Here is a 17,454-nt window from a genome sequence, read left to right as displayed (position 1 = left end):
TTATCGGGTTGCGCGGCCAGTCGTCCGGCGATTCTGACATAGCGCTCGTTGCGCCGTTTATCGCCCAGATCCACGTCTTGGAGTTCATCGCTCAACGTCAGATCTGCCATCATCGTGGTCGGTTCCATCGCGCTCGTCCTTGTCTTCGAGTTTCATCGCTGTTGTCGGTGGCTAGTCGATCAAATCGAGGACGATTGCGCAAGGTGGGGCTGGGAGGAGGACTATGAAGGCTGTGAGCGTGAGTGTTTATGCGGGGTTTAGGAGATGTGGGGGATAATGAGCACTCCCCCCCCTCCCCCAAAGCGAACCCGCCTACGTCTATACGAATCTACCCACCTCGCGAACCCCCGCGCCCCACAACCACACAACCACATAACCACACAACCACACGCCGCTCGGCAACTGGCGTCGTCCCGAGACCCCTGCTAAGAGCGAGGCTGGCAATAATCCCCCCTCCCCACCCCACACCATGCCTCGCCACAACCCCGAAACCTACATCAGCACCGAGCACCTCGAAGACGACCTCGAAGGCCAGTCGGTGCGCGGCGGCACCCTGACCGCCATCGCCCAGATCCTCAAATCACTCCTGGAGATGGGCTCGACCTTCATCCTCGCAAGGCTCATCGCCCCGGAGGATTTTGGTCTTTTTGGCATGGTCATCATCGTCACCGGCTTTCTGACGATGTTCAAAGACCTGGGCCTTGCGATGGCCACGATCCAGCGCGAAAAAATCACCCATGCTCAGGTCAGCGCGCTCTTCTGGATCAACCTCCTCCTGGGCGCGCTGATTACGCTGGTGACCGCCGGTTCCTCCTGGGTGCTGGCCTGGGTCTTCGATGAGCCGAGGCTCGTGCCGATTGCGCTGGGCCTGGCCGGAGCGTTTTTCTTCGGCGGGCTTACCGTCCAGCACGAAGCGCTCTTACGCCGCCAGATGCGCTTTGGCCGACTGGCCGCCGTCGAGGTCAGCGCGATGGCCATCAGCGTAGGCCTGGCCGTGGCCGTCGCCCTGGCCGGCGGCGGCTACTGGGCGCTGGTCGTCAACTCCGTGGCCCTGGCCGTCGCCAGCTGCCTGGGCGTCTGGATCGCCTGCGGCTGGCGCCCCGCGCGCCCCGAAAAAGCCGAGGGTCTGCGCTCCATGCTCGCCTTCGGCGCGGACATGACCGGCTTTAACTTCGTCAACTACTTCGCCCGCAATTTTGACGACTTCCTTATCGGGCGATTTCACGGCGCTCAGCAGCTGGGCTTTTATCAGATGGCCTACAAGATCCTGATGATCCCCCTGCGCCAGATCAACCACCCGGTAGGCCAAATCGCCATCCCCGCGCTCAGCCGCGTCGCAAACGATCCGGCGCGCTACCGTCAGATGTACCTGCGCGTGCTCGAAAAACTCCTGCTCGTCACCATGCCCCTGGGCGCCATCCTGGTGGCCGGCGCCGACTGGCTCATCCTCAGCGTGCTCGGCGACGCCTGGGGCCCGGCCATCCCCATCTTTGCCGCGCTGGGCCTCTCGATCTTCACCCAGACCATCGGCAACACCACCGGCTGGCTCTTCGTCTCCCAGGACCGCACCCGCGAGCTCTTCCACTGGGGGCTCTTAAGCTCGGGTCTTGTCGCCATCTCCTTTGCCCTGGGGATTTACTGGGGCGCACTCGGCGTGGCGATTGCCTACACTGCGCTCGGCATCATCCTGCGCACCCCGCTTCTTCTGTGGTTTGTCACGCGCCAGGGCCCCATCAAAATGGGCGACTTCTACCGCACCGCCTTCATCCCCTTCAGCGCGGCGCTCGGCGGCGCCACCGCTCTGCTGGCCCAGCGCATCTACCTGCCCATCGAATCCTCCGTGGCCAACGTCGCCCTGGCCATCCCCACCTGCCTCCTCGGCGCGCTTCTTGTTCTGGGCGTGCTGCCCGCGGGACGCCGCGCCCTGCGTGACCTCATCGCCCTCGTCGGCTACCTGCGCGCCGGCCGCGACATCAGCGAATCCACTGGAGAGCCCTCCGCCTGATGTGGTAGGTCAGCCGCGCCGATCCGCTGTGCCCACAGGCCGCTGCGCCTGCCGTGATCCGATTCCCGTTGAGGTTCCTCGTTGAAAGTCATCATCTCCAACACCGTCGCCCTCAACGGCGGCGACGCCGCCATCTTGCAGGCCATCGTCGACGCGCTTTCCGACGAGCTCGGCAAAGACACCCGCTTCACCGTCTTTGACAGCCAGCCCGAGACTGCCCGGCGCTACTACCCCGACTTCGACTTTCAAAAACTCCTCTACCTGAAGGTCGCTCGCTCTCCGAGCGGACTCGGCCCCATCGTCCGCCCCTTGCAGATGCGACGCTTCGAGACCGCTGCAAAGCTCTGGGGCAGGGGACAAAAGAGCGCTGCAAAGCTCCTCTTAAGCCGCGCCGAAGTCGAAGCCCTGCAAACCTACGCCGAGGCCGACCTCATCATCAGCACCGGCGGCACCTACCTCGTCGAAAACTACGACATCGAGCCTCGCCTCTTCGACTACCGGATCGCACTGGCGCTGGGCCGCCCGCTCGTCTTCTACACCCAGTCGCTGGGCCCCTTCCGCGAGCCCCAAAACCAGCAGCGCGTCCGCGATATTTTCAACCAGGCAAGCCTCGTCCTCCTGCGTGATGCCCGCTCAAAACATCATCTCCTCGAGATCGGCGTCTCGCCAGACAACCTGCATGTCTGCGCCGACGCCGTCTTCGCCCTCGACGTCGGCCCAAAACCGGCAACGCCTGCCCGCGAAGGCGCCGACACGATCTCAGACACCACCGACAACACGCGCCGGCCTAAGGTTGCGGTCTCCGTGCGCCACTGGAGCCACTTTGAAAACCTCTCCACCGACGAGGGCATGAAGCGCTACTGTGACGCCATCGCCGCCGGCGTCACCCATCTGGTCGAACACCACCAGGCAGACGTCACCTTTATCTCCACCTGCCAGGGCATCCCCGAATACTGGACCCACGACAGCAAGACCGCCCACGCCATCGTCGACACCCTCCCCGACGCCGTACGCAAGCACGTCAACGTCGATGACGCCTTCCACCCCCCTCAAGACCTCGTCAAAACACTCGCGGCTTTCGACGCCGTCATCGCCACCCGCATGCATATGGCGATCCTCGCGCTGATCGCAGGCACCGCCGTCCTGCCCGTCTCCTACGAGTTCAAAACCACTGAACTCTTTGAGCGCATGGGCGCGGGCCAGTGGGTCGAAGACATCAACACCATCGACGCCGACGCCTTCGTCCAGAAGATCGACGCTCTGCTCGCTGACCTCCCGGGCGTCAAAGCCCTCCTGGCAAAAGGCGTCGCCGAGCAACGCGAGATCGCCCTGGAGGGCGCCCGCAAAGTCAAAAAGCTCGTCGCCTCCTGACTTGCCTTCCCTCACCTCGTAGTCAGCTTCCCCTGCGGCGCAGCCCGCCCCACCCCTCCTTAGGTGACCTCGAAGCTGAGTAGAGCAGTGAACAAGCGAGTCCTCTTTCGTACCCTCGTCATTCTGGGCACCATCGCCCTGATCGCCGGCCTGGCCTTCTCCCGCATCAACGCCTCGCCACAACCCGACGCCGGCGGCTCCGGCGACGAGGCCCCCTCCGCCCCCCGCGTCACCGTCGAGCCGGTCCGCGCCACCAACCTCTACGACACCCTCACCCTGATGGGCTCGGTGCAGGCCGCCGATGAAATCATCATCCAGCCCGAGGTCAGCGGCCGCGTGGTGAGCCTGCCCATCGAAGACGGCCAGCGCGTGGAGCGTGGCCAGGTACTCCTGCGCCTTCGCGACGACGCCCTGCGCGCCGAGCGCCTGGTCGCCGAGCGTCAGGCAGCCCTCCTCGAAGCCGAATAAGACCGCCTCCAGGCCGCCCTTGAGCAACAAGCCGTAAGCCGCCAGGAGTACGACCTGGCGCTCGGCGAATGGGAGATCGCAAAAGCCGAGATCAGCCGCCTCGACGCCATGATCGCAGAACGCGTGGTGCGCGCCCCTTTCGATGGCGTCATCGGCCTTGTCGAGGTAAGCCCCGGCGCCATCGTCACCCCCGACACCCACATCGCCACCCTGCGTAACCTCGACGAGCTCGACGTGCGTTTTGAAGTCCCCGAGCGTTTCGCCTCCCGCATCCGCCTCGACCAACCCCTGCAACTTCGCGCCTTCGACTCCCAAAACCTCATCGACGCCCGCATCACCGCCCTGGAATCCGGCCTCAACACCCTCAATCGCACCCTGGCCGCCCAGGCAAGGTTGCAGCCCGACGCCTCCCTGCGCCCCGGCGCGCTTGTGCAGGTGCGCCTTATCCTCGAAGAGCGCCCCGGCGCCCTGACCATCCCCACAACCGCCATCACCGAATCGCTGGAGGGCTCCTCGGTCTGGGTGCTCCAAGACGACAACACCGTCAAAGCGCGCACCATCGAAAAAGGCGCCCGCACCGACGCCAGGGTCGAAGTCCTCGAAGGCTTAAGCGAAGGGGAGCGCGTCGTCGTCACCGGACGTCAGGCCCTCGAAGAGGGCGACAAGGTTCGCGTCGATGACTCCGACGACGCCCTCGACGTCAACGACATCGTCCCCGAAGCCACCACCCCGGGCATGCGCAACCAGTGGTTCTCCGAAGAAGTGCTCGAAGAAACGCTCAAGGAGGCCCCATGAACGATCTGGCCTCCATCAGCGTCCGGCGCCCCGCGCTGGCCACCGTCTTCGCCATCCTCGTCGTGCTCTTCGGTAGCATCGCCTACTTCAACCTGGGCATCCGCGAGTTTCCCGCCGTCGCCCCCCCGGTGGTCTCGGTCATCACCACCTTCTCCGGTGCCGACGCCGACGTCATCGAAAACCAGATCACCGAAGTCCTCGAAGCCGAGATCAACTCGATTCAGGGCATCGACACTCTGGAGTCAGTCAGCCGCCGCAACCGCTCCAGCATCCGCGTCCAGTTCGCCCTGGGCACAGACCTTGACCGCGCCGCCAACGACGTGCGCGACCGCGTCTCCCGCGCCCGCGGCGACCTCCCGCCCGACGCCGACCCGCCCACCGTCGAAAAAGCCGACGCCGAGGGCCGCCCCATCATCTGGATCCGCGTCACCGCTGGATCCGCGTCACCGCCGAGAGTCGCGACGTCCTCGAACTCACCGAGCTCGCCGAAACCCGCATGAAAGAGCGCCTGGAGACCGTCCCCGGCGTCTCCTCGGTCTCGCTCTGGAGCTCCAAAACCTACGCCATGCGCCTGTGGATGAGCCCCGAGCTGATGGCCTCCCACGGCGTGACCGTCCACGACGTCAGCAACGCCATCGCCGAGCAAAACCTGGAGATCCCCTCGGGCCGCATCGACGGCGACACCGTCGAGCTCACCATCAAAGCCCCCAGCCGCCTGGCCACCCCCGAAGACTTTTCGCAGCTCGTCGTCGCCCGCCGCGGCGACCACGCCGTCAAATTTGAGGACATCGGCTCCGTCAACTACGGCGCCATCGAGCGCCGCGAGATGATGCGCAGCCACGGCCAGCCCTCCATGATGACCGTCGTCACCCCCCAGGCCGGCGCCAACCACATCGCCATCGTCGACGAGGTCTACGCCCGCCTGGACTCCATCCGCGCAAACCTCCCCGAAGACGTGCGCGCCGAGGTCGTCTTCGACGGCACCGACTACATCCGCGCCTCCATCGACGAGGTGGTGCAGAGCCTCTTGCTCGCGCTGCTCATCGTCACCGCCGTGATCTTCCTCTTTCTGGGAGACTGGCGCACAACACTCATCCCCGTGCTCGTGATCCCGGTGGCCACCATCTCCAGCGACTTCGGTGGCCTGCCCGTGCAGTTCGCCGTGCAAAACCTCGACAACGAGCGCCTCCGCCAGAACCTCCCCCGCTTCTTAAGCGAAGCTCGCCAGCGCCCCGAGTTTGCCTTCGTCGACGTCGACCTGCAGTTCAACTCCCCCGGAGCTGCTCGTCGAGATCGACCGCGAACGCGCCGCCGCCCTGGGCATCCCCATCCAGCGCGCCAACCAGACCCTCCAGCTCGCCCTCTCCGAGCTCCGCGTCGAATATTTCCTCAAAAACTCCAAACAATACGACACCTTAGCCCAAATCCCCCGCGAGAGCCGCGACGATCCCCATGACTTCCGAAACCTCTACGTCGAGAACGACGCTGGCGCGATGGTCTCCCTGGCCGACATCATAAAAACCTCCGAGAGCGCCGGGCCTCCGCTTCGTTTTCGCTACAACCGCTACAACACCGCCACCTTCTCCGCGCGCCCCGCACAGGGCTACACCGTGGGCGACGGCGTCGCCGCCATGAAGGAAGTCGCCGAACAGCTCCTTGACGACTCCTTCGCCACCGCCCTCAAGGGGCAGACTCGCGACTACGACGAGAGCTCCAACGCCCTCTTGCTGGCATTTTTGCTGGCGATTGTGCTCGTCTACCTGGTGCTCTCCACCCAGTTCGAGAGCTTCCGCGACGCGCTGACCATCCTGCTCTCCGTGCCCCTGGCCATCACCGGTGCCCTGGCCGCGCTCTGGTTCTTTGGCCAGAGCCTCAACGTCTTTAGCCAGATCGGCATGATCATGCTCATCGGGCTGGTGACCAAAAACGGCATCCTCATCGTGGAGTTCGCCAATCAGCTGCGCGCTGAAGGCGCTTCGGTGCGTGAGGCCGCCCACGAGGCCTCCGCCCGACGCTTTCGCCCGGTGCTGATGACCTCCATCTCCACCATCTTAGGCATCCTGCCACTGGCGCTCGCGCTGGGCGCCGGCGCCGAGAGCCGCGTCCCGATGGGCATAGCCTTTATCGGCGGCATGCTCGTCGGCAGCTTCTTCACCCTCTTTGTGGTGCCCGCCCTCTACACCTTCATCGCTTCCCGCAAGATGAGCGCCGCCCAGCGCGCCGCGGCCAGAGTTGAGGTCGACGTGCCCGAGGGTTTTGAGGCCTGAGCGCTCGCCATGGACCGCTCCCGCCAGCGCAAACGCTGGCGGGAGTTACCCGCTTTCGCCCTACCCCTCCCGCATCGCCCGAATCCTCTCCCGCTCCGCCTTCTTCAACCCCGCCACCACACGCTCATACGAGTGTTCGATGAGCTCCCGCAACAGCTCCGGGCGCACATCCTGTCCCAGCATCACCGTGTTCCAGTGACGCTTGTTCATATGGTAGCCCGGCAGCACCGCCTCATAACGCGCCCGCAGCTCCACGGCCCGCTCCGGCTCACACTTGAGGTTCACGCTGGCCGGCTCCTTCTGCACGTTCATCAGCAAAAAGATCTTTCCCATCACCCGCATCACCAGTGTGTGTTCATCAAAAGGAAAATTCTCGCTGACCTCCGGCAAAGCCGCCGCATAGTCATGCACCTGCCAGATATCCATCTTCAATACCTCCTCATATCCAACAAAAAAGGCGCCTCCCCCGGCCAACTCTTAGCCGCGGCAGACGCCTTTCGTCTTAACCCGATATCTTCTCGAGCATCAGCTCAGGGCGCACTCGGAGCGCTGCCGCCCGGAGCAGGACCACCCGGAGCCGGCCCGCCCGGAGCAGGACCACCCGGCATGCCACCACCAGGCATCCCACCCGGAGGCATCATCGCCACCTCCTGACAGGTCTTCTTGCCTTCTTCCCCCATGCAGGTGGTGCGCTGGTCGGCGCACTCATAATCGAAAGAACAGGAGTCGCCGGTGGCCACCTTGCCCTCAAACATCGTCTGGCAGGGCTTGTAATGCGCCTCCATCACCGGGCCGGCCTGCATCATCATCGCCTGCAAACGCTGCATATCGGGCTCCTCGCCCATCGGCCGATACTCCCCGCAGACCTCCGACTGGGTGCCCAGCTGCCCCATGCACTTTCCAGCCTGCTCGGCATCATACGCCACGCGCCCGGCCTCCACCGACGCCGCCAGCGACTCCCCGTCGACGCCGGTCTCTTCGGTCACGATCTCAAAGAGCTCCACGCAATCTTCCCGACGCGGCATCGGCAGGTTCGCCTCTTCGATGCGCCCCATAAGCGCGCGGAACTTCTCCAGCGCCTCCGGGCTCTGCGAGGCCATGCTCATCCCCGCCATAAAGAAGGTGCCCGCCACCGCGCTCTTCAACTCCATATTGCCGCAGGAGTCATACGCCAGACACAAAGACTCGACGAGTTTGGGGCGAAACTCCTCCACGCTCACCGGCACCGCCGGATCGTGGCCACCGTCGAGGCGCTCACCGGCCGCCTTGAGGTTCTCGGGCCGCTCGGGCTGGGGCACGGCCGTATCGCCAGCGGCCTCGGCCATGGGCGCGGCCTCCTCACCGGCAGCCTCGTCGCCAGCGGCCTCCTCACCCGCAGCCTCACTGCTCTCTTCAGCCGCTTCATCGGTCGCAATCTCGGTCTTCTTGCAGGCCACCGACCCCAGCGCCAGCATCCCCACCACCAGCCACTTCATCCCTCGCATAACTCTCCTTAACTCGAACTTTTGCGTGCACTGCGGCCCTGCCCGCGAGAGCAGGAGCCTGTCATGATCGAACGCGGGCTGCGCGTATGGGCGGCACCCTAACACGCCGCCACCTACCCCTCAATGAGTTGCCCTCTCAACAAACTATACCCTTATATACAGGTGCACCCCAGCGTCTCACATTGAGGCGCGGCACCCAGCGGACACGCACAGATCCGCCCGCACTGCGCGTCACTCTCGCAGGCGCGACTTCCGGTAGCCACACCACAAAAGGTGCGACATTGTCCGTCCATCGCGCACCCCTGAGTGACGCCGCCGCACGTCCGGCGAGGACACAGCCCTCCACAGCCATCCTCAACCTGCGCGCGGCACGAGAGCCGCGCCTCACTGCAATCCGGCATGCAGCACTGCCCCTGATAGCACACAAAACTCGAGTTATCGGTACCGGTGCTACTGCAAAGCTGCGGATCCGGCGTCAACTGACACCCCCGCGTCTCCGTCTCCACCTCCGTCGAGTTGATCGAGCAATTCAGGTTCGTCGTACAACGCCCGATCGTCCGGCTACGCATCTGCACCCCACCGGCCGCACAGCTATCTCGCCCCGCCTCTGGCTCACAATCGCTCCACTCGGACCACGCCCCAAACCCACACACATCCCCCGGCTCCAGTGGCGACGCCAGCGTGCAACTCTCCTCCCGGCTCGCGCGCACAACCTCCTGGCAACTCCCCCCGGCACACTGCCCCTGATACGTCGTCACCATGCGCACGCCCTGCGCGCTGCAAGCCTGCCCCTCACCGGGCAAACACGCTCCGAGTTCCACCCGCTCATCTCCGCAGACAACCTCATCGGTGTCGATCTCACACGCCGCGTCATCGGCCACGCGCCGCACCTCATTGCCCGAAAATACCGCCACGCAGCGGGCCGCCTCTCCGTCTTCGCTCTCACAGGCCAGCGCCCCGACCTGGTAGACCCCTACCCCGCGCGGCGCACACACCTCTACGTCGGCCCGCTCACACTCACGCAGCTCAAGCACCTCATCGGTGGCGCAATCATCCACGCTCGCGCAGAACTCGCCAGCCTCACACCCCGGGCAGCTCCCCCCGCAATCCACGTCCGTCTCGTCGCCGTCCTGCTGCCCGTTGCCACAATGCGCCTCCCCGCAGCCCTCCTCGCCAGGCACACAGGTATCGGGCTCCTCCGCATCGATCACACCGCTGTCGCCATCATCCACGTCACCGGCCCCCGAATCGGCCCCCGCATCCAGATCTCCCGGGCCAAAGACCACCGCGTTGGGATCGTCGAGACATCCGGCCAGCAGCAGCATCGCCACCGCCCACATCACCACCAGCCGACCTCGCATCGACCTCTCCTTAACCCGCTCACAACCCATCACTCACTCTCACTGCCACACGCCAGGCCTTCGCCAAACAGCCTCACGTAGATGTTGATGAAGATTCGTACGACGCCGTGAGCAGAAGTTGATGTCGATGGATGCGAAATTAAGAACACCTCAGGCAAAACACGAAACACAAACGATGCTCTAGCATCGTCGAGGCTTTGCAACGCAGCCCGAGGTGCTTTCAATGCAGCAGACGCGACATCAACAATAGCTTACGGCGTAGCAACATGACGTTATCTTCAGGCAGCGTGCCACGCAAACCGCACAACTTCCGCAGCTCCCCGGCCTGACTTTCGCCCCACCTTATGCTACGAGCTTCGCCAGCGAACTCCCCCCTCCCACGGAGCCCCCCATGTCCCCTCGCCACCTCCTGATGGCGCTCGCCATCCCCGCCCTCACCGCCTGCTCCTCCCCCTCCACCACCCCGGAAGATGCCGGCAACGCCACCGACGCGCCCACCTACCAGGACGACGCCGACGCCACCCCCGAGCCCGACGCCGACGCCACCCCTCAGCCCACAAGCCTGCGGGTGGCCACCTTCAACACCTCCCTCTTCGGCAGCGAAGCCGGCGACCTCGTAGAAACCCTCGCCAACCCCGATGACGAGCACCCCCAAAAGATCGCCAACGTCATCCAGCTCGTTCGCCCCGACGTCATCCTCCTCAACGAGTTTGACTTCGACGACGAGCAAGAAGCCGTCGACCTCTTCGCCTCAAACTTTCTGGAAGTCGCCCAGGCCCAGGACGGCGAAGCCATCTCCTACCCCTACCGCTACCAGTTCACCTCCAACACCGGCATCGCCTCGGGCTTCGACCTCAACGGCGATAACGAAGTCGGAGACACCGTCGGCACCCAGGCCTACGGAAACGACGCCTTCGGCTTTGGCCTCTTCCCCGGCCAGTACGCCTTCGCCGTTCTCTCCAAATACCCCATCGACCTCGAAGGCATGCGCACCTTCCAGAACTTTTTGTGGAAGGACATGCCCGACAACCGCATCCCCGAAGACTTCTACAGCACAGACGCACTCGAGGTGCTTCGCCTCTCCTCCAAAAACCACGTCGATCTTCCTATTGAGGTCGACGGACAGACGATCCACCTGCTGGCCAGCCACCCCACCCCGCCGGCCTTCGACGGGACTGAGGGCCGCAACAAACGCCGCAACGCCGACGAGATCCGCTTCTGGCACGACTACATCCGCCCGGCTGCCTCCGACTACATCTACGACGACGCCGGCCAGAGCGGCGGCCTCGAAGAAGGCGCGCACTTTGTGATCGTCGGCGACCTCAACGACGACCCGGTCGACGGCGACGGCCTCGACGCCGCCGACCTGCTCGTGGCCGACGCCACGCTCATCGACCCGCAGCCCGAGAGCACCGGTGCGGTCGCCTCCGGCACCGCCCGCGAAGGCGCCAACCTGGAGCACCAGGCCGACCACCGCTTTGATACCGCCCGCTTCAACCCCAACGTCGGAAACCTGCGCCTGGACTACGCCCTGCCCTCGGCCACCCTCCAAGTCACCGGCCAGGGCGTCTTCTGGCCCGCCTCCACCGAGCCGTACTTCGAGCTGATTCAGGTCAGCGACCACCACCTGGTCTGGGTCGACGTCGCCTTCCCTCAGAGCGACGACTAAAGCCTGGCCTTCGCTCCTCGCACCTGCGGCCCTTCAAAGGGCCGCAGGCCTCCCCGATCCCCGATCCGTTGATGGCCTTCTGGGCTTTTGCTAGGGATGGAGTTGCCCGCCGCGCCTGTGCGCGTCGCTCCCCCGGAGCCTCCCATGAACCTCCCCCACCTCCCCATCGCACACTCGCCATTGCGCCTGGCCTTCGCCTTGCTCCTGGCCCTGCTGACGCTCGGCGCCTGCTCCGGCGACGACGCCAGCTACGGCTTCGACGTCTGCGAGCCGAGCTGCCCGCGCGGCTACTACGTGGTCACCGACTGCCAGGGCCAGGCGGAGTGCGAACATATCGAGACCTGCGATGGCAGCGTGCTGGCCTGCGTCCCCATCCTCACCTCGCCAGACGCCGGCGATAATGATGAGCCCGACGCCGCCCCCGACACCTGCGAAGAACCTCCCCGCTGCCCCACAGGCTCCGAGGAGGTCGCCACCTGCCCCACCGACCGCTTCTGCACCCGCGTGACCGTCTGCGGAGAGAGCGCGCTCTGCCTCGACCCCCTGGCCGTCTGCGAAGAGCCCCCGGCCTGCCCCCAGGGATGGGTCAACGACACCAGCTGCGACGACTTCGACCCGACCTGCGCCGAGCTTCGCCACTGCGACGAGACCTTCCGCTGCCGCCGCTGTGACAACCTCCCCTCAAGCTGTGATGAAGGATTTGAGCAGGTCGAATCCGACGCCTGCGATCCCGACGCCGGCTGCGAACAGGTGCTCACCTGCCAGGGCTACATCAGCTGCGCCCCCATCACCCCCGATGAGTGCACCGAAGAGCCGACCTGCCCCGACGACTTTGAGCGCGTCGACGCCTGCACCGCCGATCATCCCGAATGCCAGGTCATCGAGGTCTGCGACCAGGAGCTCGCCTGCGCCCCCATCACCGACACCTGCGACGAGCCCCCCTCCTGCCCCGAGACCTACCTGCCCGTCGGCCAATGCGACGACCTCATCCCCGGCTGTGAGACCCTGGAAATCTGCGGCGTCACACTGGCCTGCGCCCCCCCCGACGCCTGCAATCCGGCCGCCTGCCCCGAAGGTTATAGCGAGATCCCCGCGGAGCGCTGCATCGACGACACTTGCCGCATCATCGACGACTGTTACGGAAACGTCGTCTACTGCGCACGCAGCTAAAGCCCCCCGGCTTCACCTCACCACTCCCCGGGGGGAGCAGCCGTCGCCGGCACGGGCACCGCGCTCACAGCGCCCTGCTCCTGCACCACGCCAGACGAAGAGATGCCCGCCACCTTGCCCGTCACCACACGGTAGATCGTGATCGCCCCGGCCACCTGCAGCGACATGCCAAATACGGCAACCGCCAGGTGGACGATGAAGATCGCCACCACGACGGCAAAGAGCACAAGCTCACTCCCCAGAAAAGCCGCGCCGATGGCGACCACCCCACCCACAAATTGGGAAAACAACACCATCACGATCTGCAGCGCAAAGATCGCCATCCACATCACGATCGCCTCGACCGGGTGTTTGGAAACCAGACGCAGGTTCGCCTCCAGGGCCTTCACCGGTCCCAACCCCTCGACCATCATGAAGTAGACGTAGGGCATCAGAAGCGACATCACCAGCAAGCCTGGAAGCGCAAAAAACACCGCGCCCACGACAAAGAGCGCGCCCCAGATCATGCCCCCTACGCCCACCTGCCACCACCACTGCGCCATCGGCAGCTTCACCCCCTCGGCGGCATGCGCTGCCTCATACCCCTTTTGATGAGCCTGAGCGAACGCCCACAACGCCATAGGGGGCCCAATAAGCAGCGCCAGAAACCCCAGAAGACCGTTCGTCACGCTCAACACCGTCACCAGCAGGATCATCGGCACAATCACCGCACGCCACGACGCTGACCACACCTCAACAAACTCTCGCTTCAAAAGGCTGAAGTTCATAACTTTCCCCGGATTTTTGTCGAAGAGGCTCCTGCCTCCCCGGGTCATCTCGATGGCGCCGCGCCACAACGATACGACCTCCGCGCCGCCCCCATGTACGCGCCCTTCGGGCGCCCTCTACTGCAGCACTTCACGCCAAAACGACACCCTGAGTTCCTTCCAGAAGAGCAGGGCTAAATCGTTCATCTGCGGGTCCTCGATAGCCCCCCGCGATAGCACGTGAGTTCTCCTCGCCATCACCCCCGATGCTACGTCACCATACCACCGAGTCGACCTCCGACGATGCAGCTCCCGCGCCGGCCACCGAACACTCACTTGTGTCGACCGTCTGACCCCGTAGCACGCGGTACGTCGTAATCGCCGCAGCCACCTTGATGGAATAGTTGATAGACATCGCGACGATAAACCCAAACGCTATCACCGCCCACATCACCCACGTCGAGTTTAATAACTCATAACCCGGGCCATTCACATCAAGGTACGTCAGATACGCCGCCACTGGTGCAAGCCATCCCAACATGAAAAGCACCCACGCTCCCACCACGCTCGCAAGCCAGAATACAACCACACCCCCCAAACGACTACCTGCGAGGCGTACGTTTGTCTTCAGCGCCTCCACCGGCTCCTCGCCCTCCACCATGATGAAAATTAGAAAAGGCATCAGTAGTATCTGCGCCGCAATCGACGGCACGAAAAAAAAGACAAGGCCAATCAAGTTAAACCCGAAGAGCACCACTACGCCGCGCATCGCACGTACGAACCACGACTTCATCGGAAGATGCACCCCCTCCTCGGCATGCACCGCTTCATAGCCGACTCGATGCAGGTGAACCCACCCCACCACCAATCCCATCATCAACGGGATGGCCGCGTATATGGCCGTTATGGGATAGAGTGAAAACACGCCCGCCCACAACCCGAGCGCCGCAAACAACGGCAACATATGCAAGACCACCTGGCGCTGGCTTAAACGCCACACGTGGAAAAATTCACGAAACCACCCGCTGAGATTCATCAAGCCCTCTCGCCCATATACACATCGTTTCGGCTCACCACTCTACCGGTGCCCCGGACGAGGTCTGCACCACCTTATGCCCGCCCGTCTGCACTGCATCGACCGACTGCCCCCGCAACACCCGGTAGGCCGTCACCGCACCGGCCACCTGCAGCGACTGCCCCACCACCGTCACCGCGAACAACACCACCGCCCCCACACCCATAAGTGCAACCGTCGGACCTTCAACCCCGCTCGCGGACCACACAATGGCTCCCATCAACACCCCGACCACCGGCATCAAAATCACCATCACCCCGAAAACGAGCGCCAACCACGCCACCACGATCTCCGCCAGGCGATCGCCCGCTAGCCGCACGTTGGTCTCCAACGCGTCGATCGGCCCTCTTCCCTCCACGGCAATAAAGAGCAGGTAGGGCATCAGCACCGCCACGATCACCAGCGCCGGAAGCACAAAGATGCTGCCCACCATATAAAGCGCACACCACAGGCCGTAGCCCAGCATCAACGACAGCCAGTTCTTCTTCACCGCCTCAATCCCGGCTCCAAAGGCCAGCCGCGTCCCGCTCTGGCGCACCGCTTCATATCCGAGCACATGGAGGTGGGCCCACGCCAACACAAACACCACCATAGCCACCGGCGACAGAGCGAGCGCCGCCATCGGCGAAAACATACAGAGCGCGACGAAAGGAAACGCCAGCGCGTACATGATCAGGGAGTGGACCATCACCGGCTTGCGACTTTCTCGCCACACATAAAATACGTCACGCTTCCATTCACCGAGATTCATCTCAAACTCCTCTGCCAACACTTCATGAAACAACTCTGGGCCTTTGCCCGCACACCTTGCCACACTCGCCAACGCCTATCGACCCATCACCAGTAAGGCCCCTCATCGGCCCGCGACGCCTTCTTAAACCCCGGGGCCGCCTCCGACGTCGCCTCATCCTCATCATCAAACACACTGTCGCCGGCAAGTCCGCTGCGCTCAACTTCAAACACGCCATCGTCATCGAAGCCCTCAAGATCCACCTCAATGCCATCTTCGACGACCCCGGATGAGCGGGGAGCGCTCTCCACAAAATCCTCGTCCGCCCCCTCAACCGCAACCGGCGCGGCCGCCGCCATCCTCTCCATTCCCGCCCCCAAAGCGGCCTGCGAGGGCACCGCCTGGGGTGCGGTCGACGCGGACGCTCTCCCCGCCGACGCCACGGCTCCCCCGGCCGGCTCGGAGGCGACCGCGTCGGTGTTGTCCGCGATCATCCGATACGTCGCCACCGCCGCAACCACCGGCAGCGGTGCCAGGAAAAACGCCCCGACTCCGGCCACCACCGCTACCAGCGCCATCATTCCGCCGACTGCCGGCCCGGCAAAAAGCCCCAGGGTCGTGGCCACCACCGTCGCCACCCCCAGCGCGCTCAGCCCGACAACGAGCGCCGCGTAGTACATCAACCAGTACACCACCAGCGCCACCCACCTGCCCTGGGCAAGCTCGATGTTGCGCCGCAGCGCGTCGATGGGGCCCTGCTTTTCGACCATTACGATGACCACGTAGGGCAGCAGCACACCGCCGGCCACCACCCCCGGTAACACCAGCGCACCGGCCACACTGAGCATCAACCCGTAGAAGACCACCCCCAGCACCACATCATCCCAGCGCTCAAACGCCTCCTGCGAGGCATCCCCGAAGGAGGTCGACTTGCCCGTCTCCGCGTTGCGAAAACACTGCAGATGCACCGCCCCCGTAAGCCAGGCCATCACCGGCAGCGCCACTGCCCAGAACGCCGCGATCGCCAGCGGCGACCCCACCCGCTGCACCAGCATCCCCGGCACCGCAAACCCGATCGCACAGGCCAGAATCACCAGCCCCAGGTCCACAAAGCTGACCTTCCAGACCTCTTTGACCTCATTGACCCAACGCCCCAGTTCCATACGTCCTCCCTGCACCAAAGGAGCCACCCCCGCGACGTCGCGCTCGCGTTGGCCCGCTCAAAAATCACTCCATGACATGATGCGCTGAGAGTAGCGACCCGCCCCGACTTCCTCAAGCTCCCCCCTCACATCGTCACATAACTCAACCTGCACCCGCCCCGGAGCGCAGCATCATTCGTCGCACACGCCGCATCGCGCGCGCGACCTCATCCTCATCTTCATCGACCACCCCGTCGAGAAAATCCTCGTACCAGTCGATAACATCCCCACTCACCGCCAGCGCCTGCTTCTCCGCCTCCTCCCGAGCGCGAAGCTCATCGCGCTGCTCAGGGCTATCCTTGAGCATCTCGCGTTGAAAAAGCAGACGGTAGGACGCCACCGCCCCCACCACCGGAAGTGGAAAAACAACAACCGCAACCGCGATCCCCAACACAATCGTGAACCCCACGCTCTGCGTCCCCCCGGTCGCCCCGAGCACTGCACTCACCGCCCCTCCCACGACCCCCACACTCACAAGCAGCCCGAAGATCGCCAGCCAGCACACCGCCATACGCAGCCACATCCCCTCCACCAACCCAAGCGTGCGCATCAACCCACCCAGCGGACTTCGCTTCTCCACCATCACCACGGGCATAAAAGGCAGCAACAGCCCCCCGACCAGCGCCGCCGGCAGCACGAAAGCCCCCGCGACAGCCATCGCACCACCCCACAACACACTTGCCAACAACACCACATCATAACGCTCCCAACATCCCCCGAACGCTCGCCAGATCGAGCTCGACTCCCCCCTTCCCACATCCTCAAACGCAAGCTCATGCATCGCTCCCCACACCACTACCCCGCTCAACCCACTGACCGTGAGCGCCAACGCCATCAAGGGCGCACTTCCCCAGGCGACATACATCAGCCCCGCCACCACCCCGCAGTAGATCACACTCACCAGAAACAGATTCGCCGCACTCGCCAGCCCCACCCTCCAGACCTCTCCCAGAAACTGCCCGATACCCATACTCGCTCCTTTGCACCTCAGAAGCCTCACCTCAGCCCCTCCGGCACACGCATATTGACCTCGAATGCCCCCACCCTAACGAGCGATACCCGCCAAATCAAAGCACCTACGCCCCAAACCCTCTCCCCACCCGCAAAACTA

At 64.3% G+C, this 17,454-nt stretch carries 16 protein-coding genes and 2 pseudogenes; 9 read left to right on the top strand and 9 right to left on the bottom strand.

Annotation, left to right across the window (positions count from 1 at the left end; genetic code table 11):
* Positions 1-110 (bottom strand): IS4/Tn5 family transposase DNA-binding protein (locus tag FRC98_RS22250; RefSeq protein ID WP_370469242.1); only part of this gene is annotated, 110 nt, incomplete at its 3' end.
* Between the two features lie 359 nt (positions 111-469).
* Between FRC98_RS22250 and FRC98_RS17960 the strand changes: the two genes are divergently transcribed.
* The 7 genes and pseudogenes from FRC98_RS17960 (at position 470) to FRC98_RS21725 (ending at position 6,906) form a co-directional block, all read left to right on the top strand.
* Positions 470-2,005, top strand: coding sequence for a lipopolysaccharide biosynthesis protein (locus FRC98_RS17960; protein WP_146982806.1), 1,536 nt, complete (start codon positions 470-472; stop codon positions 2,003-2,005).
* 81 nt (positions 2,006-2,086) lie between these two features.
* Positions 2,087-3,376 carry a polysaccharide pyruvyl transferase family protein gene (locus tag FRC98_RS17955; protein WP_146982805.1) on the top strand — a complete coding sequence of 430 codons (1,290 nt, stop codon included), beginning with the start codon at positions 2,087-2,089 and terminating at the stop codon, positions 3,374-3,376.
* A gap of 87 nt (positions 3,377-3,463) precedes the next feature.
* Complete coding sequence (locus tag FRC98_RS17950) at positions 3,464-3,844, top strand: RND family efflux transporter (protein WP_146982804.1); 381 nt, start codon at positions 3,464-3,466, stop codon at positions 3,842-3,844.
* A gap of 15 nt (positions 3,845-3,859) precedes the next feature.
* Positions 3,860-4,639: pseudogene (locus FRC98_RS17945) on the top strand (efflux RND transporter periplasmic adaptor subunit); the annotation flags it as partial.
* A complete protein-coding gene (locus FRC98_RS21735) occupies positions 4,636-5,139 on the top strand; it encodes an efflux RND transporter permease subunit (protein ID WP_230467751.1) in 504 nt (167 codons plus the stop codon). The pseudogene FRC98_RS17945 and the gene FRC98_RS21735, both read left to right, overlap by 4 nt.
* Positions 5,136-5,705 (top strand): annotated as a pseudogene (locus FRC98_RS21730) (efflux RND transporter permease subunit); the annotation flags it as partial. The gene FRC98_RS21735 and the pseudogene FRC98_RS21730, both read left to right, overlap by 4 nt.
* A gap of 172 nt (positions 5,706-5,877) precedes the next feature.
* Positions 5,878-6,906 (top strand): efflux RND transporter permease subunit, encoded by a 1,029-nt coding sequence (locus tag FRC98_RS21725; RefSeq protein WP_230467750.1) that lies wholly within the window; start codon positions 5,878-5,880, stop codon positions 6,904-6,906.
* Positions 6,907-6,966: 60 nt separating this feature from the next.
* Here the strand turns inward: FRC98_RS21725 and FRC98_RS17935 are convergent, their stop codons facing one another.
* The 3 genes from FRC98_RS17935 to FRC98_RS17925 form a co-directional block, all read right to left on the bottom strand.
* Positions 6,967-7,332, bottom strand: coding sequence for an MmcQ/YjbR family DNA-binding protein (locus FRC98_RS17935; protein WP_146982802.1), 366 nt, complete (start codon positions 7,330-7,332; stop codon positions 6,967-6,969).
* A 104-nt stretch (positions 7,333-7,436) separates the two neighbouring features.
* Positions 7,437-8,390, bottom strand: a complete 954-nt coding sequence (locus FRC98_RS17930) for a hypothetical protein (protein WP_146982801.1) — start codon at positions 8,388-8,390, stop codon at positions 7,437-7,439.
* Between the two features lie 152 nt (positions 8,391-8,542).
* Positions 8,543-9,751: a hypothetical protein gene (locus tag FRC98_RS17925; protein ID WP_146982800.1), complete on the bottom strand. Its 1,209-nt coding sequence runs from the start codon at positions 9,749-9,751 to the stop codon at positions 8,543-8,545.
* 391 nt (positions 9,752-10,142) lie between these two features.
* On the opposite strand from FRC98_RS17925, the gene FRC98_RS17920 reads away from it, so the two are divergent.
* Both FRC98_RS17920 and FRC98_RS17915 read left to right on the top strand, forming a co-directional pair.
* Positions 10,143-11,420, top strand: coding sequence for an endonuclease/exonuclease/phosphatase family protein (locus FRC98_RS17920; RefSeq protein ID WP_146982799.1), 1,278 nt, complete (start codon positions 10,143-10,145; stop codon positions 11,418-11,420).
* Positions 11,421-11,564: 144 nt separating this feature from the next.
* Positions 11,565-12,590 (top strand): hypothetical protein, encoded by a 1,026-nt coding sequence (locus FRC98_RS17915; protein ID WP_146982798.1) that lies wholly within the window; start codon positions 11,565-11,567, stop codon positions 12,588-12,590.
* Positions 12,591-12,607: 17 nt separating this feature from the next.
* On the opposite strand, the gene FRC98_RS17910 is transcribed toward FRC98_RS17915, so the two are convergent.
* The 5 genes from FRC98_RS17910 to FRC98_RS17890 form a co-directional block, all read right to left on the bottom strand.
* A complete protein-coding gene (locus FRC98_RS17910) occupies positions 12,608-13,357 on the bottom strand; it encodes a hypothetical protein (protein WP_146982797.1) in 750 nt (249 codons plus the stop codon).
* Positions 13,358-13,610: 253 nt separating this feature from the next.
* Positions 13,611-14,375 (bottom strand): hypothetical protein, encoded by a 765-nt coding sequence (locus FRC98_RS17905; protein WP_146982796.1) that lies wholly within the window; start codon positions 14,373-14,375, stop codon positions 13,611-13,613.
* 31 nt (positions 14,376-14,406) lie between these two features.
* Positions 14,407-15,162 (bottom strand): hypothetical protein, encoded by a 756-nt coding sequence (locus FRC98_RS17900; RefSeq protein ID WP_146982795.1) that lies wholly within the window; start codon positions 15,160-15,162, stop codon positions 14,407-14,409.
* An 86-nt stretch (positions 15,163-15,248) separates the two neighbouring features.
* Entirely contained in the window at positions 15,249-16,304 is a 1,056-nt protein-coding gene (locus FRC98_RS17895; protein ID WP_146982794.1) for a hypothetical protein, read from the bottom strand.
* A gap of 142 nt (positions 16,305-16,446) precedes the next feature.
* Positions 16,447-17,313, bottom strand: coding sequence for a hypothetical protein (locus tag FRC98_RS17890; RefSeq protein ID WP_146982793.1), 867 nt, complete (start codon positions 17,311-17,313; stop codon positions 16,447-16,449).
* Between the last annotated feature and the right edge of the window lie 141 nt (positions 17,314-17,454).

The sequence above is a fragment of the Lujinxingia vulgaris genome (genome assembly GCF_007997015.1).
Lineage (GTDB): Bacteria > Myxococcota_A > Bradymonadia > Bradymonadales > Bradymonadaceae > Lujinxingia > Lujinxingia vulgaris.
This window is presented reverse-complemented; position numbering and strand designations above follow the sequence as displayed.